The sequence below is a fragment of the Paenibacillus radicibacter genome, from assembly GCF_024721995.1.
In the GTDB taxonomy this organism is placed as follows: Bacteria; Bacillota; Bacilli; order Paenibacillales; family NBRC-103111; genus Paenibacillus_AM; species Paenibacillus_AM radicibacter.
The window spans coordinates 25150-46641 of sequence record NZ_JANQBC010000013.1 but is presented as its reverse complement, the minus strand read 5'-3'; the positions used below and the strand labels follow the sequence as shown (position 1 = coordinate 46641).

The window sequence follows — 21492 nt, the reverse complement described above, 5'->3', positions numbered from 1 at the left end:
GATTCGATATGAATGCTTCGCTAAACGGAGCTCAGAAACAGGAATTGGATTTTCGGACTGGTTATCAATCAGGTTATCGTCTGGGCTGCTGTGAGCAAATTAGAGGGCATCATACATTTGTCCCTTCGATGTTCTACGATAAGAAAATATTGTATATCCCACAAGGGTTTGAAGCGATTGATGCTGGGATCATTCATGGGTTTCATGGGATCGTTAAGGAATTGCGACTAGGGACCCCTCAAGAGACTTTTAAATTGGCGCAGTCCTTTGAACCGGATCTTGTTCTTGTGCTGAATGGTCTGCACGTATTCCCTAAAAATCACTGTGATCAAATTGATCAAGTACGCAGTCTTGGCATTCAGACGGCAATCTGGTTTGCAGATGATCCTTATTACATGGACGTCTCCATCCAAATTGCCCCGCATTATGATTACGTGTTTACGCATGAACAATCCTGTGTGCAGCATTATCAGTTAGCGGGTTGCAGAGAGGTTCATTACTTGCCCCTTGCCGTGAATAACTCCATTTATCGTCCTATTGATGTGTCGGAATCCTATCGAAGCGATATTTGCTTCATTGGTAACGCATTTCCGAATCGAATTGCGTTCTTTAATCAATTGGTTCCGTACTTGGCTCAGCGGAAAGTGTTTATTATCGGTTCTTTGTGGGATCGATTGAAACAATATAAGCGATTAGCGAGCAAAATTCACTTATCATGGGTTCCAATTGAAGAAACTGTCAAATTTTATAATGGAGCCAAGGTTGTCATTAATCTGCATCGAGCTCCATTCGATGCGAAGTACAATCGGAATTCCAAGAAAATCCCAGCTCGTTCCACGAATCCGCGAACATACGAAATATCGGCATGCGCTACCGTTCAACTAACAGACATTCGCGCCGATCTACCTTCTCTTTATCGACCAACAGACGAACTTGATACGTACCAAACGGCTGAAGAGCTCATTCATAAGACAGAAATGTATTTGCACGATGAAGAACTGCGAAATCGGGTTGCACTGCGTGGATATAACTGTACAATTCGAGATCACATTTTTCCAAAAAGATTGGAGCAAATGATGCGCATTGTATTTAAAGTGTAGGTTAATCGTCGATGGGAGGGAGGCTAGAGAGTGACCGTTACAGGAGACGAAGAGTCCTTAGTAGCAAATATTAAATCCACAAATGTAGCTTCCCATTGGCAGAATGGATATGCACTTGGAAGCAGTTATGGCTATCATTATGGGCGATGTACTGCCATTAAGAATATATGCAACTTAGAGCCCCAATTGGTATGGGGGAAGCGCATCTTGTATGTGACCTCGGGTAAAGGGCTTCCTTATAACTCCATCGATATTGCAATTATCGACAGCTTGAAATTGATCGTTGCTGAGGTTGTCGTGACGGAACCGAATAACAAAGTGGCAGAACTAGCAAGAGTAATGATGCCTGATCTGGTCTTGGTGCTGGATGGGATGATGTTCAATGTGTACCAAGTGCATTTGATGCGAAGTTATGGACTGCGTGTAGCTGTGTGGCTCATTGATGATCCGTATTATACAGATGTAACGGAGAAATTTGCGATTTATTATAATGATATTTTTACATTAGAGATCAATTGCGTCGCTTTTTATCAAAGCTTAGGGTGTCCGAGTGTACATTATTTATCGCTTGGTGTGAATCAGACAATCTTTAGTCCACAGCCAGTACCGCCAGAGATGAGACGCGATGTTTGTTTTATCGGTTCGGGGTATTGGAATCGGATTCGGATATTTAATAAACTAACGTCTTTTATTCAAAATCAGGACATTGTAATTTCGGGGATTTGGTGGAATCGACTGAAGCATTATCGGAAGCTAGTGAGTAAGATTCGTCTCAACAACTGGATGAGTGCGCCTGATACGGCAGCTTTCTATAGTGGGACGAAGATTGTAATAAACATGCACCGGGCACATGATGACGAATCGTTTAATAACAATTCAAGGCGTATTAAGGCATTCTCACCAAACCCACGTACGTTCGAGATATCTGCTTGCGGTGTTCTGCAATTAACAGACATTCGCTCGGATTTACTTCGTTTCTATACACCGGGTGTAGATATTGCGACGTTCGGTTCGATTGAAGAGCTGCAAAGTAAGATCGAATATTATCTTACACATGAAGAAGAGCGGCGAGACATGGCTCTGCGTGGATTGAGGCGAACGTTACAGGAGCATACGTTAGTCAAAAGGCTCAATCAGATGTTTCAAATCATTTTTCCATTCGGATAAGTGAGAGGAGAGATCGTGATGCGTGTACGAAAAAAACGAGTAATTGCTAAAAAGAAAATCAAACTAGTGCGGAAAGTTAAACCAAAAGCTAAACCGAAAGCAAGACCGAAACCGAAATCGAAATCTAGAGTGAAACCAAAACCGAAATTGGCGAGAAGAAAGCGTCCAGCAGCTGCGAAAAAGGTTGTGAAAATTGTTAAACGCGTAAAGTCGAAGAGAAAGAAGCGGACGGCGATGTCTGTGCAAGTAAGGCCACATATTCGTCTGATTCGTGCGGAGAAGGAAGCGTTCAGTCAAGGCTATCAGAGCGGATTTGATGCTGGATTTGCACAAGGTTTGCAAGATGGGCAGACATTTGTGTAGGTAAGTGAACCCCCGTTTCTCCAGGTGTGAGAGGCGGGTGTTTTTGTAAAATCGATGCGGATCGGGCAGCAGTCTTGAAATTGGACTCTTGCTAGGGAGTCAACTGTCGTGCCCAGTAGATTGTCCAACTAATATATTGTACTAGTGAAAAAGGGAGGTGAGCATCATGCCTGTTGACACTCGACTTAAAGTAATGCTGTTCTCCCATATTTGTACCCCTACTCACATTACAGGCGCAGAAAAGTTTTTGCTTTTTTATATTCAAGAGCTCAGGCAGTATCATGATTGCTTGCTCGTCGTACCGAATGAAGGTATCTTGTCAGTGGAAGCCAGAGCAAGAGGGATTACAGTTCTAACGCTTCGTTATCCTTTGCTATGGGCGATTTACTCACCGGGTCCATTCATCGAGCAGCAATTTGAACAATTTGTACGTCAGGGCGAGAGTACACTTGGCATTATGCAAATCATTAACGCTCATAAACCGGACTATGTTGTTGCGAATACGTGTGTGAATGTTATGCCGCCAGTTGTTGCGACTGCAATGGGTGTTCCTGTCATCTGGATGATTACAGAGACGCTTGAGGAAGGTCCGTATACACCTTTATCCGTTGATATTATTAATCGTCACTCCAGTCGCATTATCGGAATATCAAGCTCCACTCTGCAGTCCTTCCAGGGTGCAGGAATCGAGGAGAAGAAGTTTATTCTATATCCTTCTTGGAATAAGGAAGAGCTTGAACCTGGAGGTTGGGAGTATTACCGGCAAGTGAAGCGAGCGGAGATTAGTGTACTGCCTCATGAGCCGTTAGTTGGGTATATATCCTCCAACATTTATCCCAATAAGGGACTTGATCATTTTATAAATATGGCACTCGGGATATGTGTGGAGATTCCTGATGTGAAGTTTGTGATCATCGGCACGCCTTCGAACCAAGACTTTTATGCGCTCTGTCTAGAACGTATTCGGCAATCCGGATATGGACACCGATTTAGTGTACTCTCTTTCGTCCTTCGAACCCAAGAGATCTATCCAGCGATGGATGTTGTTGTTATTCCAAGCTTGCAAAATGAAGGCTTCGGTATGACTGCGCTTGAAGGAATGATTTTTCAAAAGCCCGTAATTGCTTACGCCTCTGGCGGTCTGGAAGAAATATTAAACCATACAGGAAATAGCGCATATCTCGTTCCAAAAGGGAATGCTGATGGTCTTCTGCAAACGATACGTCCACTTCTCTATGACCCTGCAGTTCGTCAGAATGCGGGAATGCACAATGGTCAGGCTGCAGAGCAAATATTTGGTGTCATGACCTATCGTCAGCGTCTGCAGGATTGGCTTGCTCAATTACACAATTTGATGCTGTACAAAGACATGCGGGGAGAACCGAGTTTACCTACGTCAATCCTGGGCCGTGTCGTCATCCGCAGCTCCAAGCGCCGTGCGTATATTTTGCATCAAGGAATTCGGTATTCCATTCAGACACCTGCCTCGTCATTCAACACCAATCGTACTCTTCAAAAATCTCCTAATGTTCCAGCCACTCTAGTAGCTCAGTTTCCAGAATCATCCATTCCTTATCACATGACGATCGAAGATCACAAAGAACCGCGACTGCAAAGACGATCGAAGCGCAAGAAAATCAAGATTGTTCGTAAAAAGGTGACAGGTAAACGATTAAAACGTGTTCGAAAGAAACCTGTTCAAAAAAAACGTGTTCAAAAGAAGCGATCCTTACTCATTCCTAAGCGGACGAAAAGAAGAGCTGTTAATCAGGTAAAGCATGTGAAGGTTCGTCGCCAAGCATCCATTAAGAAGGTGAAAAGATGAAAATTGTGACAATACTCGGTACACGGCCTGAAATCATTCGATTGAGCTTGATTATGAAGCTGTTGGATACACTTGCAGAGCGCCATGTTGTAATCCATACGGGGCAAAATTTCACGTTTACGCTCAGTGATGTATTCTTCGAGCAATTGGATCTTCGCAAGCCGGACTATACCTTGCGTGAACATCAGGAATCCTTAGGAGGGCAGTTAGCCGCAATCTTTGGCGAAGTCGAACAAATATTGCGCATTGAACAGCCGGATCGAGTACTTGTCTTAGGGGATACGAATAGTGCATTATCCGCGATATTAGCCGAGCGTATGAACATTCCAGTCGTGCATATGGAAGCGGGCAATCGCTGCTATGATCTGAATGTACCTGAGGAGAAGAATCGTCGTGTCATCGATGCGATCTCCTCGATAAATATGCCATATACACGTCAAAGTAAGGAACATTTGGTTCGTGAAGGGTTTCCGAGTGAGCGTGTTGTGCTTATTGGTAATCCCATTCATGAAGTACTCATGCACTACAAGAAGGAGATCGATCAAAGCACGATTCTTGCCCAAATGAGTTTACAGCCGCAGCAGTATTTTCTAGTGACAACGCATCGCGCTGAGAATGTGGATGTGCCCGAACATTTACATGCGATCTTGAATAGTCTGAACATGCTATCTGAGCAATATGGATTACCGGTTATTTGCTCTACCCACCCACGAACTCGCGCACGAATTAATGCTATGCAGGGACTACAAATGCATGACTTGGTGCGGTTTGAAGAACCATTCGGATTTTTTGACTTCGTACATTTGGAGCAGCATGCCCTATGTGTGTTAAGTGATAGTGGGACGGTTCAAGAAGAATGCTGCATTTTTCATGTCCCTGCCGTTACGATTCGAAACTCCACGGAGCGACCGGAAACGATTGATTGCGGCAGTAATGTTGTAACTGGACTACGCGCCGACCGTATCGTGTCAGCGGTACAGACGATGATCCGTCTTCCAAGAGATTGGAAATGCCCAGAGGGGTATCTGGAAGTAGACGTATCTGCGAAAGTGGTCAAATTTTTATTGGGAGGGAACATACATGTTTCGTAATAAACGCATATTGGTCACCGGTGGAACTGGCTCTTGGGGATATGAGTTAATACGTCAAATATTGCCGCAGAATCCGAAAGAAATCATTGTCTTCTCGCGAAACGAATCGGCGCAAGTTGCGATGAAGCGGGCATTCGAGGATGAACGTCTAAGCTTCTGCATCGGGGATATTCGGGATCGGGAAGCGCTCATCAGCGCGTGCCAAGACGTAGACTACGTGTATCACTTGGCAGCCTTAAAGCACGTTCCGGTCTGTGAAGATCAGCCGTATGAAGCACTGAAAACGAACGTACACGGCACGCAGAATGTAATCGATGCAGCGATTGAGAATCGGGTTAAGAAAGTGATCTATATTTCAACGGATAAAGCAGCGAACCCTTCGAACTTTTACGGTATGACAAAAGCAATTGGTGAAAAACTCATAGTTCACGCGAACTTGCTTCGTACCGAGACGAAATTTGTCTGTGTACGTGGTGGAAACGTACTGGGTACGAATGGGAGTGTCATTCACTTGTTCTTGAAACAAATTCAAGAGAAGAATCAGATCGGGATTACCGATAAGAACATGACACGATTCTTCCTCACCCTGCAAGATGCGATTTCATTATTGTTCAAAGCTTCAGAAGACAGCTTAGGCGGCGAAATATTCGTGATGACGATGCCCACTTGTAAAATTATGGATTTGGCAGATGTGCTCATCGATTCCATGGGGAAAAGCAACGTAGAGATTATTGAATTCGGTATTCGCCCGGGGGAGAAAATTCATGAGATCCTACTTACAGAGTTCGAAAGCTTGAGCACTGTTGTCTATGATGATCAATATTTAGTCATATTGCCAACGCTTGATATTCCGGGGCTAAAGGCAGCTTATGCGCAGTATCCAATGGTTCAAGTTAACTCCTTCTGTTCTTCGCAGTCGTTAATGACGAAGGAACAGATTAAGCTCATGCTCATTAAGGGGGGCTTTTTAACATGAAGCTCTTGATATTAGGTGCTCGGGGGATGGCAGGTCACTTGATGGCAAAGTACCTGCGCACACAGACCCTGCACACGGTCTATTCGACCTCAAGAGTGCGGCGTGACCCCATCCATCTGTACGCAGACATGAATGATTGGCTGTCTGTTGAGAAGCTGATTGAATCCGTTGCTCCAGATGTCGTCATCAACTGTGTAGGTGTACTCAACCAATTTGCGGAAGCTGACCCTGTACACGCATTCTGGACGAACGGTATATTGCCGCATCGGTTAAGTGAGTTGATGGATCGTATATCCGGGAAGCTCATTCACATTAGCAGTGATTGCGTGTTTCTAGGAACGAAGGGCTTTCACCACGAAGAAGATGAACCTGATGGTACAACGGTGTATGCCCGCTCCAAGGCGCTTGGCGAGGTGAAGGCTGCACCACATTTGACCATTCGGACATCGATCATTGGACCTGAAATTCGAAGTACAGGCATTGGTTTAATGCAGTGGTTTCTAAGCAGGCAAGGCGATGTTCCGGGGTATACAAGGGCGATGTGGAACGGAGTCACTACGCTGGAGCTTGCGAAATTCGTTCAATTTGTGTTAGACAGAGACGACGATTTAACGGGTCTTGTTCATCTAACAGCACCAGAGTCGATCTCGAAATACAATTTACTTGGAGTGATGCAGCAAGTGTTTCACAAGACTGATGTGAATGTTATCTCTGAACCCGCACTTCAAATTGATCGCACACTGCTTCATACAAGGGCGGATGTGCAGTATGTTGTACCGACTTATATTCAAATGCTAGAAGACTTGCGCGTCTGGATGTGATGACGATGACCGGTAAAATATTAATTACAGGTGCAAATGGATTTACAGGCCAGCATGCATGTAAACATTTTGCCGCAATAGGGATGGATGTGGCTGCTGTGTATCGCTCAGCAAGCAAACCACGTTCGGAGGGTAATTGGTATGCATGTGATTTAACGAACTTACAAGAGGTCTACCAATTGATCGATCAGGTGAAACCTCAATATATTCTTCATTTAGCAGGGCGTAATTCGGTGCCGGAATCGTGGAAGGCCCCGATTTTATATATAGAGTCAAATGTATTATCTACGATGAATCTGATGCAAGCTTTGCGTGCTTACCCCGAATGTCGAACACTTGTTGTCGGATCCGTAATGAATTTCCCGATTACCGATACACCGCAGCCGCAGAATCCGTATAGTTTGAGTAAAACCCTTCAAGTTGTGATTGCCCAATGTTGGGGACATCTATTCGAACTTAATCTGATGATTGCCAAGCCAGCCAATCTGATTGGTCCAGGTTCATCCAATGGGGTATGTGGTTTACTTGCCAAAAAAATTGCTGATTGTGAAGCAGGGATCGATCGCACACCTTTCCGCCTTTCTTCATTATATGAGGAGAGGGATTATGTAGATGTTCGTGATGCTGTATGTGCGTTTGAGAAAATATTGCTTTACGGTGACAACAAAGCGACGTATTCCATCTGTTCCGGTCACATGCATACGTTAGGTGATATTGTGAATGTGTATCAGGAATTAATACGCCCTGGCGTGCTTGAACTTGAAGTTGGTCAATCGACTTCCCATACCGCTCCACCTAAACCAGCGGGTTCTGATGCACTTCATGCGTTAGGATGGCATCCGCAAATTGCATTCAAGCAATCCCTCTTGGATGCGCTGAATCATTTTAGAAACGGAAATAATACGAATGGCTGAGGTGGTTGTATGCTTCCAAAAGTAACGATTGTGATTCCATTCTATAACTGTCGTTATGTCGATAGAGCACTTAAAAGTGCGCTCAGCCAAACGTATCCTCATATTGAAGTGATCCTTGTGGATGACGGTTCTACGAAATATCGAAGTAAGATAAAACCTTACAGGAACCGTATTCATTATATTGGAAAAGCAAATGGCGGTACGGCAAGTGCACTGAATTACGGCATGCGCCTTGCGACAGGTGAATATATTGCATGGCTGAGTTCAGATGATGTTTTCTATCGGCACAAAATTGAACGGCAAATCAATTACATGATCGCAAAGCAGTCACAAGTATGTCATACGGCATTTGATCAGATCGACCATCGTGGGATCGTTCGTGCTCGTTATCTGGGTCCGAAGCCATGCAGTCAGAAAGAGCTTGTCGAGCAATTCAGCATGGGAGACCCTGTTAATGGATGCACGGTCATTATGAGGAAAGACCTGCTTGATCGTATCGGGCTGTTCGACGAAAGCCTTCGATATACCCATGATTATGATCTATGGATAAGAATGCTGCTCGCAGGTGTTCCGTTCGATTACTTGTATGAGCCGCTTATCCAATACCGACAGCATATGCGTATGGGAACAGTGAAACATCGCCCTGCGATTGGTCGTGAGATTAAATCACTCATGCGTAGATATAAACAGGCCTTATTGACTAGAGCCAGTCAAATAACTTGATTCTATGGAGGAGGATTCAATGGCGCCACTCGTATCGGTGATTATCCCGTTCTATAATTGTCCTTATGTGGATCAAGCGATTGCAAGTGCACTGAATCAGACCTACCCCCATGTTGAGGTAATCGTTATTGATGATGGTTCGACCAAGTATGCCAATTTGATCAAACCTTATCGCAAACGAGTTCATTATATCGGTAAAGCCAATGGAGGTACGGGAAGTGCACTGAACTACGGCATTAATCTGGCACAAGGTGAATATGTAGTATGGTTGAGTGCGGATGATCGATTTCAACCAGACAAAATAAGCAGGCAGCTGCACTTCATGTTAGCAAGGCAGTCGGTTATTAGTTTTACGAACTATGATGCGATTGATAAACATAATAGGGTTTTTAATAGGGAGTTGATCCCTCATTTCTCCTCTGATATCGAGCTGTATGAAAACTTTCTTCGGAATACGACGATCAATGGATGCACCGTTATGGTGAAGAAGCAGCTGTTTGCAAGTGTTGGGCTCTTTAATGAGCATTTGCGTTATACACAAGACTTGGATATGTGGCTTCGTATTATTTTATCGGGGCATCGATTCGACTTTTTAGACGAGTCTCTTGTGTTGTATCGGTTTCACGATGAAATGGGTACGCAGAAAAATCAGGGTCCGTTAATGAGCGAACTTGCTGCTGTTAGAAGTCAGTATAATCCCCTTCTAGAGCAGCATATTGATACATTGAAAAAAGCCAATACGTGATTTTACGTATTGGCTTTACTTATGCTGCTGTTAGATGTGTATTTCCGATAGCATCTTACGAAAATGGTTGACGTAGTTTTCCAATGAAAAATGCAATTTCACATGTGCTTCTGCATTTTCAATAATTCGCTTGCGAAGAGGGAGATTGGACATTAACTCATATCCTTGGATAGCTGCTTCTGAGATGTTGCCAAGCGTGTAAAATTTTCCTGTTACATTGTGTATGACTGCACTGTGAACTCCATCTTTGTTCGAAGAGAGGACAGGGCATCGACAGTTCATCGCTTCAACTACCGAATGGGGTGCCCCTTCAACCTTAGAGGTGGAGCAGAGAATCCCTCCTGAATCACCCACCATGGAGTATACATAAGGCATTTGGGTGCTGGGTACATTCGACAAGATGGATAGACGAGATCGTACATGAAGGGCATCCAAGCATACTTCGAAGGAAGCGCGTTCTGTCGCATAGGCAAGCGTATGATCTTCATACATCACCATCTGTAAATTTGGAAAATAATGCTCAGCCATGAAGCTGCCGATCTGTAAAAATTCCAACCAGTTTTTATTGTCCATAATGCGTCCAATCCAAGCGATGACCGGCTGAGTTGGTTTCGGGGTAGCCTTATAACTCATGGTGCTTCCATCAAAGGCATTATTGAACTGATAGACTGGCATGACAGGATATAGTTCCTTAAGAATCGTTTGAATATGTGGGGTTCGAGGATGCACGATCGCATTGGCATATTGACAAATATACGGAATCGCACGAGTTAGCTCTTCGCGTGCTGTCTCAATCGGACCATATCCTTGGATTTCAAATATTAATTTACCTCGGTATCCAAGATTGCGGAATCGTGGTAATGATACATAATCACTGGTTAGCACAATCGCTTCATAGTTCCCAGCGTAAATAATTCGGGAAATCTCGGCATCATCATTCGTAATGAAGGTAGGGGCATCGGACGTAATATTCTGGACGCCTGAACCGGATTGGAAATATAGAATATGCGGATTGTATCCGGCTTTACGAAGCGCTGTACATCGGTGGCGATTGAGTGTATCCATCCCCCCACTAGGGAGATAAAACACGAACAGGATGTTCAATGGATTCCCTTCTTTCTTTGAGGGGTATGATGCTTTAACCGACGATAGTAAAGTGTTCCGTACCGAATACGGCAAGCACGTTTCCTTGATTTTTGACGGTTATGGTTATGGTTGTGAAGGAAGGATTATTCACATTCGTAATAAGCTGCAATAAGAAGGGCTGGTAATTGGTTTGTACATTAGTAATGAACGCTTGATTGCCAGGATAGGTGGTGTCAACGTGATGCAAGTTCAGCAGGAATAATCGAGGGCCGTGATACGCTTGTGTTAGTACATCGAAGTCTTCATAGCCTGTGCTGCTGACAACTACATCGAACGATTGAATATACCTGGAATCAATCGATCCATTCACGCAAGCATTCAGATGAAAAACAGACATAGGTAACCATCCTTTCTTCTGAAAGTGGATATTTCATTATATGAAGGTGTGCCTTCGTGGATTGGACACCTATGTATTTTCTTTAAAAGGCAGGGCGAACTCCTCATGCCAATTTCACCTATGGTCAATATATTGTAAGCAATAGCTAACCCATCTTGGATTGCCGAAAAGAGGAACGTTCGATGAAAATATTGTTAGCCACATACTGGCTGCTCCCTCATCAAGGCGGTGTTTGGCCATTCATGGAGAAGATGAGGAGCAGTCTTGAACAACTCGGGCATGAGGTCGAAGTACTTGGATCAGGCGATAATGGCAGTTCGGTTTATGTGCTTAATCAGCAGCGCAAGATTCGTAAAGCGGATCTGCTGCCACTCCTTCAGGCTAAATTAAATACGCCTTACTATGCCTCCATGCACAAAGATAGCTGGGTTTATAACGTCGAAGTGGATCGACTCTGTTATGAACTGGCTCTGGCTTACCTAGATATTAATCACTATGATGTGATTCACTCCCATGATCTGATCTCTACGTATGCCATTAGCCGAGTACGCAAACGCAATGTTCCAGTTATCACAACGATTCATGGTTCTATTACAAGGGAAGTGCGGTTAACGTCGGAAAGTCCTAATTTTGCATTGGATAAGAACAGTAAGCTTATCTGGGATTATTACCCGATGATTGAGCATCTGGGAGCGATGGTCAGTCACTATCCCATGACGCCATCTCAATGGATGAAGGATATTATGGTTAACGAATGTTCTGTAGCGCCTGATCGAATTACGGTTGTTCCTTATGGCTATGACATTCATGATTTGGAGCGAAAGATGCTGCTGCCAACGCCGATTCAGCGTCCGCAGAATAAGAAGGTAATGATTACCCCAGCACGACTAACACAGGTCAAGGGGATTCATGTCTTGCTGAAAGCTCTTCATAAGCTTAAATCTGTACGTGATGATTGGCATTGTTGGATAGTGGGTGATGGGGAGCTGCGCGAAGTGCTTGAGAAACAGATGCATGATTATGGATTGCAGCAGCAAGTGCAATTCCTAGGCTTCCGTGATGATGTTCCTGCTCTGCTTGCCCAATCGGACATCTTCGTACTGCCGAGCATTCATGACAATCAGCCGCTTTCGGTCATTGAAGCGCAGCTTGCTGGTAAGCCGGTTATCGTGTCTAGTGGAGGTGGTTTACCTGAGATGGTGTCCCATCTTCAACATGGCATGGTCTTTCCAACAGGGAACTCAGATGTATTGGCTGATCAAATGAATATCTTATTAGAGCATGAAGAACTTCGCCGGCTATGGGGACATAATGGTAAGGAATGGGGTAGTAGCAACTGGTCGATGGATTTGATGAATAGTCGATTTATTAACGTCTATAACGCGCTGCTCAAGCACTGAAACGGGGTGAGTCATTATGAAAATATTGTTAGCAACTTACTGGCTCATCCCCCATCTCGGCGGGGTATGGACAGTGATGGAACAGATGAAACGCAAGCTAGAACAGCTCGGGCATGAAGTTGATATATTCGGGAATAGTCCCGATGGTAAAACTTTTCATATGCCCTTTACCGATCGTGTATTTGATAAAAATTTAGTGCTACCCTTGATTCAATCGAAGATCAATAAGCATACGAATCCGGTCCTGCTGCGTGAAGAATGGATTAGTACGTATGAGATTGATCGCTATTGTATGGAGCTTGCCGCCGTATACTTTGGGCTCAATCAATATGATGTTATTCATACCCACGATATTATTTCCACTTATTCGTTCAGTCGAATTAAGCCCAAGCACACTGCCTTAGTTGCTACACTCCATGGTTCAGTTGGTCAGGAAGTCAAATTGCATCTTGCAAGCCATCAGATGGATATGACGACTTCATTGATTGGTAGATACCATATTGCGATGGAGCACTTTGGTGCAACAACTGCACAAGTGACATTAGCATCTTCCCAATGGATGCGTAACCTGCTTGTTAACGAGTATTCCGTACCGGCAGAGAAAGTCCGTGTCTATCAATATGGCTATGACTCGGATACATTCTTTAAGCAATTAGCACTCGCTAAACCGATTCATCGTCCGACGGGTAAGAAAGTCATTCTTTTTACAGGCAGATTGGTTCATATTAAAGGGATTGATTATTTGCTAGATGCATTAGGAGTGCTTAAGAAACTGCGTCAAGATTGGGTATGCTGGATTGCTGGAGACGGCGCAAAAGCAGATGCGCTTAAGAAAAAGTGTTGGGATCTCGGAATTCAACATGATGTAGAGTTCCTAGGACGTCGTGATGATGTTGCCTATCTACTGACACAATCGGATATATTTGCGCAGCCAAGTATTATCGATAACCAGCCGTTATCCCTTATCGAAGCTCAAATCGCTGGAAAGCCTGCAGTCATCAGCAATGGTGGCGGTCTGCCAGAGATGGTTGTCCATGAAAACACGGGACTCGTTCATAATGTGGGAGATTCACAAACAATGGCCTATCATCTGCATCTACTAGTCGCCAATGATCAGTATCGGACTCAGATGGGCATCAATGCGAAGAATTGGGGTACACTGCACTGGTCTCTAGATACGATGATCGCACGAACCGTTGCGGTGTATCAGGAGTTCGCTGCGATCGCACGTATGTAGAGCGTGCTCAAAAAGCTTTTTTCACTGCAGAGAAAAAAACACTTCCGGTCGCTGTCTCATTCGTAAATTTTTAATTGATTTAATGGTATTTTTACGAATTCAAAGGCGACCGCTTCGCTCCTACAGTGCTTCTTTCTCTTTCGTTCAACTTTTTGAACACACTCTAACCAGAGAGGAGGAGAGTGGATGAATCCGTCATTTACGGTAATCGGAGATTTGTACAATTGTCTATTCAGTGCCCAAATTTCGAATCCTGAAGTACTCGTTAATTATCAAGTGTGGAATCAGATCAAAGCGAACTTGCCCAAAGGCTATAAGCTTCCTGATCCTGTGATCGTAGATATTCTGAATCAGCATGCAAGCCGTATGTAATAGGCGAATTCAAAGGCAGATCCCTTATGCGCGTAAATGTGCAAGAAGCGATCTGCCTATTTGTTTTGTATGAAATGTATAGATATCATTACTTGATATGGTGGCGGTAGGTTTGAGTCAGACCTGTGAGAACATCGTACTGAGGTGACCAATTCAAATGCTGTTTCGCCAGTCTTGGATCCAGACAGCTATGTCGAATGTCCCCATGACGATGCGTTGTTCGGACGATTGCAACACGAGAGTCGTGGATGGATTGCAGCTTTTCAGCAAGCTCATTGATTGTAGTTTGAGTGCCAGTGCTGACATGCAGCGTTCTGCATGATGCATGCGACATTGCAGCGATGTTGGCTTCAACAACGTCTTTGACATAAATAAAGTCTCGCGTCTGCTCGCCATCGCCGTGAATGATGAGGGGGAGTTCTTCTTTAATTTTCTCTAAAAAGATTGCGACGACTCCACCCTCACCTTTCGGTGTCTGTCCGGGACCGAATACATTGGCGAAGCGGAGAATGGTGTATGGGAGTTTGTAAAAATGATGGAACATCCGAATATAACATTCCGCTGCCCACTTGGATAATCCATAGAACGAGATCGGATTGGTCGGATCGCTCTCTGATAACAATTCTCTTTGCAAATCACCATAAACAGCTGAGGTAGATGCGAAAATGAACTTCTGCACACCAGATTCATAGCATGCTTCTAACAACTGAATCGTGCCATTGATGTTTACTTCAGCGTCCATCGCTGGCAATTGAATGGATGTACTGACATCTGCTTGTGCAGCAAGGTGAAACACAACATGAGGCTTGATGTGTAATACAAGGTTTTTCGTTTCCGGATCGTTAATATCTAACTGGTATAATTCGGATTGGTGGGGCAAGCGATCAGCATGTCCTGTGCTTAAATTATCAATGACATGCACTTCGAGCCCCTTGGACACCAATGCATGGACCAGATGGGATCCGATAAAGCCAGCTCCGCCTGTAACGATTGCTTTCATATTTACACCTCCTATGAACCATCCATGACTTATCGTACGTAGCGGGCGGGTGATTTGTCCGAGACAGTTAACTAGATGAAAAGCTTGGATGAATAACGGATTAAGCCCGATTTTCGCCAAAGAAGGACCGACTGCCCTGCCCTTCCTAGGAAAAACTCATAATATACAGAAAGAAGGAAGGCATATTACCGTGGACAGGAGCTGAGCAAACATTGGCTATGAGAAGAAAACGTGTGCGTTCATCTCCTAAGAAGCGGTTAATTCGTTTCACCAATGCGGATAATCCAGTCGTGTCGGTGATTATACCCATCTACAATGAGCGAAGAACCCTTGCAGCTGTACTGCAACAGGCTTTCCGTGTGCATCCGCTGACAGAAGTACTTGTCATAGCCAATGGTTCGACGGATGGTTCAATCGATATTGCAAGACGTATGGGAGCTCGCGTGTTTGCCTATCCAAGAAAATTCGGCCATGATGTGGGGCGAAGTGTAGGTGCTAATGTCGCTAGAGGATCGATATTGCTATTTACGGATGGAGATATTGTCATACCAGCTACCAAAATGAAACCACTCATTAAGGCCGTTGAACAAGGTGTGGATGTCGCGCTTAATGCGTATATTGGCCCTACCAAAAAGCTGCAAGTGCACCGAGTTGTACTCGCGAAACATGCGCTGAATTACTTGTTAGGTCGTCCAGAGCTAAAAGGTTCTTCCATGACAGCGATTCCTCATGCGATTTCAAGAAAAGCACTTGAGGAGATTGGAGCAGAAGCATTGTCCATTCCTCCTAAGGCGCAAGCAATAGCGATTCATAAAGGATTGCGTATTGAGCGAGTGAACCGAATTAATGTAGGGGTGAAAAACCCTAGGCGCCGCCGCTCGAACGGGGCTGATCCGCTAACGAATATTATTGTGGGTGACCATATCGAAGCGTTGCATTGGGTAATTGAACAGCCGTGAGGTGAAGATGATGAAGATTATGAGGGATAAGGGTTGGCAATGGGGGTTTCGTAAAGGAAATCTTGATGCAAATATGATCATTGAACTTGCTGCTCCGATTCAGATTCAAACGATTCAGGCCATGTGGGTGGAACAAGTGCAAAATGCACAACTACTGAGTAAGGGACAATCTTACTACATGTTAGCGATGAAAGGTTATCTCAAGGCGATTCAAGAAAAGACCGGTTACCCGATCGGGGAGTTGCTTCTACCTACGCTTGAAAGTGTGGGAGTTGTTGTATCTTGTTACAACAATGAGTCCACGTTAACGCCGATTCTAGCGGAACTAAGACGAATTCCTTTTACGGAAACGATATGTATTGTAAGTAATCAAAGTTGTGATCATACGTTATCAATCGCTTGCGGAGCGGTAGAGAAAACCTATCTATGCAGAGATGAACCGAATACACATGAGGTTTGCAGAGCGATGGGCGCATCCATTGCGCAAGCGGATCTGATGTTATTTATAGACGGAGGGACGATAAAGTCAGCAGAAGAATTACTTGTCTATATCAATCAAGCGAAACGGGGCGACGACATCGTGCTCCCAGCCTCAACCGAAGAGAATGTCCTATTCGAGAATCGGAGTCCAGTTAGTGTGATCCAGCAATTTTACAATGAATGTCTAGGTCAAATCGAGCTTGGCACCCACACACTTATGCAAGTACCGTATGTTATTTCCAGAAGCGCGTATGAAGTGATCGGCTGTGAACAACTTAAGAATCCTGCACAAGCGATGGCTATTGCTAGTATGAGTGGACTAAGGATTGGGACGATTTCTTCAAAATCTAAGAAGAGTAAGTCCAAGTGGGTACCACCACTCATGCGCAATACGCAAGAACTCTCACATGAGGAACGCTCGATGTATCTAAGTGGGTTGCAGTCTCTCATTCACCTTTGGGGACCAAGACTTCATTATCATGACGGTATTCGAGATCGATCCATTGTGGCAGGTGAAACGATGCATGTCGCTGACTAGTATCATCATTCCGAACTATAACGGCTATCGAATGCTGGCTAAGTGTATAGCCTCTATCAAGCGATATACGAAGCCACCCTATGAGATTATTGTTGTGGATAATGGCTCAAGCGATCGTTCATTTGAACTGTGCAGACGTGAAAAGGTGAAATGTCTGACACTGCCAACGAATCAAGGGTTTCCAGTGGCATGTAACGTGGGCTTGCGAGAGGCAACCGGAGATAACTTGCTACTCCTCAACAATGACACAGTCGTTAAGCCAGGATGGCTTTCGAATATGCTGCATTGTTTGCATAGCTCGCAGAAGATCGGAATCGTAGGGCCGATGACGAATTATGCAAGCGGGAGGCAGCGAATCCGGGGAGGCATTGCGTTAACCCAGACAGCAGTGCGACGGTTTAATCGACCTAATCCTGCGAAATGGCGGGAAGTACCTCGGATCGTTGGTCTTTGCTTTCTGTTTAAGAGAGAGCTGTTAACGAAGGTTGGCTTCATGGATGAAATATTCTCACCCGGTCACTATGAAGATGATGATTATTGTTATCGTGCTAGACTTGCGGGGTATCGCTTAATGATCGCAGGGGACACTTACATTTACCATGCGGGCAGCAAGTCATTCAAGCGGAAGAAACGGATAGAACTTCAGCAGCTTCTGCATACAAACAAACAGAAATTTATCGATAAATGGTCGGTTGATCCGAATATTTTTATATAATTAGGGGGTGGTATGATGCAAGAGCAATTTACTACAATTATCGGTCATATCGCAAGGTCCCATCGTGAAGTAGCGAATATTGTAGGTGCGAAGGGGCAAACGACGAAAGCCATGTCACAGCTTGTTCATCATATTCCCAGCCATAATCCAGATTTCGGAAAAATAGATGCAGAAACTGTTCTACTTTATTCCAGTGATATGACGCGTAATGTCGTTGCATATGTGAATGCACTTGCTGAGCTTGAAGAGGCGCTTGCTGAGTCGTTAGAAGTGACGATTAAAGGTCTGAATAGCTCGATGGATGATGAATAGGAGGGATGGCTTGTGAGTAAAGAACGTCATTTAATTCACATTCTTACATCGATTGAGCAATATCAGGCTCATATTGCAGATATGCTAGAAGCCAAGTCGTTAGAAGCGAAGAAAGCTTCCCATTGGGTATGTAATCATTATTCGGGTCTATCGGCAGCTTCGCATCAAGATAAAGTGAAACATAGTCTGGATGTTCATGATGGGGTACTCGGTGTTCTTGAAGCCGCTTCGCGAATGGAGCGCTCGCTCGCCCGGCATCTACAGTTGCTTCTAGAAAGTGAAGAAGGTGAGATGGGGGATAATGAAGGTTCAGATTAAATGGGAAGATCAAATTCGCCCAATTAAATTGCATATGCTAATCTCTTTAGCAAGAAGTGAACGGGCGCTTGCAAGAATGATGGAAGCTGTTGCGGCTGCTCCTCCAAGTTGGGAAGAAGCGGAGCATACAGCTCTGAATGATTTTTACGAACGCGTGAAGATGCATCAGAAATTATTAATGACGAAGACGAAGTTATTAGGTGTTGAACCCCACACGACCAAAAGGCGTTCCAATAAAACAGGAAAACCGTGGCTGCTGCATCCGATGAAACGGAAGTAGAGCTGCGGTTTTCCTTTGTCTGTATATAGATGAATATAAGAGCGAGTTCAAAAAGTTAAAACGGAAGTGTATTTTTCTCTGTAGTGCCCCAACTTTTTGAACTCGCTCTATAAACAATATGAAATTATCCAAAGCGTACAAGTAGTCCACAGTGAGTAAGACCACCGCCGAATCCATACAACAAGAGTAGATCACCAGGTTTAACTTTCCCCGATTTCACACCAAGATCCAGTGCAAGTGGAATCGAAGCAGCAGAGGTGTTTCCGTAATATTCTAGTGAAGTTAGTGTCTTCTCACGAGGAATGCCGGTACGCTCATTGATCGATTCAATAATTCGCATATTCGCGCTGTGAGGGATGAACCAATCGATATCTGCGATGGATACGCCGGCTGTTTCCGTTAATTCCTTCACTCCAAGTGGTACTTGAGTAACAGCGAATCGATATACTTCGCGTCCGTTCTGAACAATACTACCATTACCATCAAGCTTGCGACCGTCAATTGAGTCACTTAGACCTGTGCGATACACATGAATGCCGCCATGACCATCTGTTCCTAGTCGTGCACCAAGGAAAGCTTGCGATTCCGGTTTACTCTCAACAATTGCTGCTCCTGCCCCGTCCCCAAATAAGATGCATGTGGAGCGGTCTGTATAGTCGGTAATTTTGGACATCGTATCGGCTGCCACGACAAGCACTTTACGGTGCAAGTTACTTGCAATAAGGCTATTTGCTAGGTGCAGAGCATAAGGAAATCCCGCACAAGTTGCATTCAAATCAAGTGCCCCAGTTTGTTGAATATTATAGTGGGCTTGAATCTGGCAAGCGACAGAAGGAAAAGGAAGATCAGGTGTATGGGTTGCGACAAGAATCATGTCCACATCACTTACATCCACCTGAAAAGTATCGATCATATTCTGAACAGCCGAGATTGCTAGATGAGATGTAAATTCATCTTCTCTTGCGATTCGGCGTTCATGCATCCCTGTACGCTGGACAATCCATTCGTCATTCGTATCAACTAACTGTTCTAGATCTGCATTCGTAAGTTTACGCTCAGGGACATAACTTCCTATTGCGGTTAAATGAGGATGATAGCTTGGAATTGGGCTTGACATGAGTAATCACTCCTTGGAATCATATTTGAATAAAACCATTACTTGGTTATAGTATCTGGTACTAAATTTAATATAACCACAAATCCTTAAAAAAACAACCCTAAATCTTTAGTTTGTGCATTGTTGACGATCATGATATACCTACATAATAAAAGTATGAAAAATACATTTAACAAGGGGGAAATGCAATGAAAAAGGTATTGACCATACTTTTAGCATCGTCCTTAACTCTAGGACTTGCTGCATGTGGTAGTAGTTCCAATGGTGCTAAGGATACGCCAGCACCAAGCACAGCTCCAGCCACAGAGAAACCATCCGAGAAGCCGGCAGATAAGCCAGTAACGGTTACATTCCAGAATATTTATCCGGACCCCACTGCTCCTAACAATAAGATTATGAAGAAGATCGTCGCAGACTTTGAAGCCTCCCATAAGAACATTAAGATCGAACTTGATTCACTCAATACGGATCAGCAAAAAATCAAATTAAAAACCCAAGCAGCATCCGGTGAAGTGCCAGACATCACGATTGTAAACCCGGCTGCACAGATGAAACCGTTCGTTGATGGCGGCATTCTTGAACCGCTTGATGACATGCTAGGTAACGGACTTAAAGAAACATTCCAATCGGGTATCTTGGACTACTATTCTTTTAACGATAAGGTGTATGCGCTTCCAGATGGGAATAACCTCGGCGTAGTGTTCTACAACAAAGAATTGTTCGCGCAAGCAGGTGTTGAAGTGCCGAAGACGTTCGAAGATCTCGTTGAAGTCGCGAAGAAACTCAAAGCCAAAGGTATCACGCCCATTGCAGTCGGTGAAAAGGATACATGGACAGGTTCCTTCTTATTCATGAATATCGTTCTTCGTACGAATAACGGTCCGAACTTCTTGAAGGATGTACTTGAAAAGAAGAAAACATTTAACGACCCAGCATTCGTAGAAGCGGTTCAGAAGTTAGAAGACTTGGTTCAAGTAAAAGGCTTCCAAGATGGAGCAACAGCTGTGGATCAGAATGCAGCAGGTAACTTGTTCAAGAGTGGTAAAGCTGCGATGCACTATATCGGCACTTGGGAAACAGGCGGTATGGATGCTTCAGCAATTAAAGATAAAGTGGGTGTATTCAAGTTCCCAACGGTCGGCGGTAAAGGAGATCCAGATCAATTCATGCTAGCGCCGGGAAGCGCATTTGCAGTCTCTGCGAAGAGCAAGCACATGAAAGAAACCAAAGAATTCTTAGCGTATTTCATGACGAATTATCCGAAAGTATCTTTTGAAATGAAGAATGCAGTTGGGATTGCACAGAAGGTGGATGGAGATTTCACAGCGGCAGGTTACTCTCCACTTGCGATGGAAGTACTAGGATTGTTTAAAGGGGTAAAAGGCGGCGACCTTGCGTTCGACAATACGATGAACCCAGCGACTGCTCAAACCCACTTAACGAGTATTCAGCGCGTTTTCGTGGAACAGATTAAGCCAGAGAATGTGGCGAAAGAACATCAAGCTTCATTTGACGCGAACAATAAATAAGCAGCAGCGAAGGGGGTGTGAATAGCA

Annotated in this window: 24 protein-coding genes; 20 read left to right on the top strand and 4 right to left on the bottom strand. The window is 44.3% G+C overall.

The window, feature by feature from the left end; translation table 11 throughout:
- The first annotated feature begins 8 nt into the window (after nt 1-8).
- The 10 genes from NV379_RS21335 (at nt 9) to NV379_RS21290 (ending at nt 9725) form a co-directional block, all read left to right on the top strand.
- Nucleotides 9-1100, top strand: a complete 1092-nt coding sequence (locus tag NV379_RS21335; protein ID WP_258209373.1) for a CgeB family protein — start codon at nt 9-11, stop codon at nt 1098-1100.
- Between the two features lie 30 nt (nt 1101-1130).
- Nucleotides 1131-2267, top strand: a complete 1137-nt coding sequence (locus NV379_RS21330; RefSeq protein ID WP_258209372.1) for a CgeB family protein — start codon at nt 1131-1133, stop codon at nt 2265-2267.
- An 18-nt stretch (nt 2268-2285) separates the two neighbouring features.
- Nucleotides 2286-2630, top strand: a complete 345-nt coding sequence (locus NV379_RS21325; RefSeq protein ID WP_258209371.1) for a hypothetical protein — start codon at nt 2286-2288, stop codon at nt 2628-2630.
- A gap of 166 nt (nt 2631-2796) precedes the next feature.
- Nucleotides 2797-4455 carry a glycosyltransferase family 4 protein gene (locus tag NV379_RS21320; RefSeq protein ID WP_258209370.1) on the top strand — a complete coding sequence of 553 codons (1659 nt, stop codon included), beginning with the start codon at nt 2797-2799 and terminating at the stop codon, nt 4453-4455.
- Nucleotides 4452-5546 (top strand): non-hydrolyzing UDP-N-acetylglucosamine 2-epimerase, encoded by a 1095-nt coding sequence (gene wecB, locus NV379_RS21315; protein WP_258209369.1) that lies wholly within the window; start codon nt 4452-4454, stop codon nt 5544-5546. The genes NV379_RS21320 and wecB overlap by 4 nt, the downstream gene beginning before the upstream one ends.
- The gene (locus NV379_RS21310; protein ID WP_258209368.1) at nt 5536-6522 is read left to right on the top strand and encodes a polysaccharide biosynthesis protein; all 987 of its coding nucleotides are present in this window, start codon (nt 5536-5538) and stop codon (nt 6520-6522) included. Before wecB ends, NV379_RS21310 begins: the two co-directional genes overlap by 11 nt.
- On the top strand, nt 6519-7343 hold the full coding sequence (locus NV379_RS21305; RefSeq protein WP_258209367.1) for a dTDP-4-dehydrorhamnose reductase family protein: 825 nt from the start codon (nt 6519-6521) through the stop codon (nt 7341-7343). Before NV379_RS21310 ends, NV379_RS21305 begins: the two co-directional genes overlap by 4 nt.
- A 5-nt stretch (nt 7344-7348) precedes the next feature.
- Nucleotides 7349-8257, top strand: coding sequence for an NAD-dependent epimerase/dehydratase family protein (locus tag NV379_RS21300; RefSeq protein ID WP_258209366.1), 909 nt, complete (start codon nt 7349-7351; stop codon nt 8255-8257).
- A 9-nt stretch (nt 8258-8266) separates the two neighbouring features.
- Nucleotides 8267-8980, top strand: coding sequence for a glycosyltransferase (locus NV379_RS21295; RefSeq protein WP_258209365.1), 714 nt, complete (start codon nt 8267-8269; stop codon nt 8978-8980).
- Between the two features lie 19 nt (nt 8981-8999).
- Entirely contained in the window at nt 9000-9725 is a 726-nt protein-coding gene (locus NV379_RS21290) for a glycosyltransferase family 2 protein (protein ID WP_258209364.1), read from the top strand.
- Nucleotides 9726-9755: 30 nt separating this feature from the next.
- Here NV379_RS21290 and NV379_RS21285 read toward each other — a convergent pair whose 3' ends face one another.
- Nucleotides 9756-10790 (bottom strand): glycosyltransferase family 4 protein, encoded by a 1035-nt coding sequence (locus NV379_RS21285; protein ID WP_258209363.1) that lies wholly within the window; start codon nt 10788-10790, stop codon nt 9756-9758.
- Between the two features lie 73 nt (nt 10791-10863).
- A complete protein-coding gene (locus NV379_RS21280; RefSeq protein WP_258209362.1) occupies nt 10864-11208 on the bottom strand; it encodes a hypothetical protein in 345 nt (114 codons plus the stop codon).
- A gap of 182 nt (nt 11209-11390) precedes the next feature.
- Here NV379_RS21280 and NV379_RS21275 point away from each other — a divergent pair, with 182 nt between their 5' ends.
- From NV379_RS21275 to NV379_RS21265, 3 genes are all read left to right on the top strand, one after another.
- Nucleotides 11391-12608, top strand: coding sequence for a glycosyltransferase family 4 protein (locus NV379_RS21275; protein WP_258209361.1), 1218 nt, complete (start codon nt 11391-11393; stop codon nt 12606-12608).
- Nucleotides 12609-12624: 16 nt separating this feature from the next.
- Nucleotides 12625-13845, top strand: coding sequence for a glycosyltransferase family 4 protein (locus tag NV379_RS21270; protein ID WP_258209360.1), 1221 nt, complete (start codon nt 12625-12627; stop codon nt 13843-13845).
- Between the two features lie 186 nt (nt 13846-14031).
- Nucleotides 14032-14217: a hypothetical protein gene (locus NV379_RS21265; RefSeq protein ID WP_258209359.1), complete on the top strand. Its 186-nt coding sequence runs from the start codon at nt 14032-14034 to the stop codon at nt 14215-14217.
- A gap of 88 nt (nt 14218-14305) precedes the next feature.
- On the opposite strand, the gene NV379_RS21260 is transcribed toward NV379_RS21265, so the two are convergent.
- Nucleotides 14306-15217: an NAD-dependent epimerase/dehydratase family protein gene (locus NV379_RS21260; protein WP_258209358.1), complete on the bottom strand. Its 912-nt coding sequence runs from the start codon at nt 15215-15217 to the stop codon at nt 14306-14308.
- Between the two features lie 218 nt (nt 15218-15435).
- On the opposite strand from NV379_RS21260, the gene NV379_RS21255 reads away from it, so the two are divergent.
- Genes NV379_RS21255 through NV379_RS21230 form a run of 6 tightly spaced genes read left to right on the top strand, consistent with a single transcriptional unit; the run spans nt 15436 to nt 18819 of the window.
- Nucleotides 15436-16176, top strand: coding sequence for a glycosyltransferase family 2 protein (locus NV379_RS21255; RefSeq protein WP_258209521.1), 741 nt, complete (start codon nt 15436-15438; stop codon nt 16174-16176).
- Between the two features lie 10 nt (nt 16177-16186).
- Nucleotides 16187-17194: a glycosyltransferase gene (locus NV379_RS21250; RefSeq protein WP_258209357.1), complete on the top strand. Its 1008-nt coding sequence runs from the start codon at nt 16187-16189 to the stop codon at nt 17192-17194.
- Entirely contained in the window at nt 17181-17909 is a 729-nt protein-coding gene (locus NV379_RS21245; protein WP_258209356.1) for a glycosyltransferase family 2 protein, read from the top strand. The genes NV379_RS21250 and NV379_RS21245 overlap by 14 nt, the downstream gene beginning before the upstream one ends.
- Nucleotides 17910-17924: 15 nt before the next feature.
- Nucleotides 17925-18221 (top strand): hypothetical protein, encoded by a 297-nt coding sequence (locus NV379_RS21240; protein WP_258209355.1) that lies wholly within the window; start codon nt 17925-17927, stop codon nt 18219-18221.
- Nucleotides 18222-18233: 12 nt separating this feature from the next.
- Nucleotides 18234-18539 carry an alpha-helical endospore appendage domain-containing protein gene (locus NV379_RS21235; protein ID WP_258209354.1) on the top strand — a complete coding sequence of 102 codons (306 nt, stop codon included), beginning with the start codon at nt 18234-18236 and terminating at the stop codon, nt 18537-18539.
- Nucleotides 18523-18819, top strand: a complete 297-nt coding sequence (locus NV379_RS21230; RefSeq protein ID WP_258209353.1) for a hypothetical protein — start codon at nt 18523-18525, stop codon at nt 18817-18819. Before NV379_RS21235 ends, NV379_RS21230 begins: the two co-directional genes overlap by 17 nt.
- A gap of 124 nt (nt 18820-18943) precedes the next feature.
- Here NV379_RS21230 and NV379_RS21225 read toward each other — a convergent pair whose 3' ends face one another.
- The gene (locus NV379_RS21225) at nt 18944-19936 is read right to left on the bottom strand and encodes a ketoacyl-ACP synthase III (RefSeq protein WP_258209352.1); all 993 of its coding nucleotides are present in this window, start codon (nt 19934-19936) and stop codon (nt 18944-18946) included.
- A 188-nt stretch (nt 19937-20124) separates the two neighbouring features.
- On the opposite strand from NV379_RS21225, the gene NV379_RS21220 reads away from it, so the two are divergent.
- Nucleotides 20125-21465 (top strand): extracellular solute-binding protein, encoded by a 1341-nt coding sequence (locus NV379_RS21220; protein ID WP_258209351.1) that lies wholly within the window; start codon nt 20125-20127, stop codon nt 21463-21465.
- Nucleotides 21466-21492: the final 27 nt, after the last annotated feature.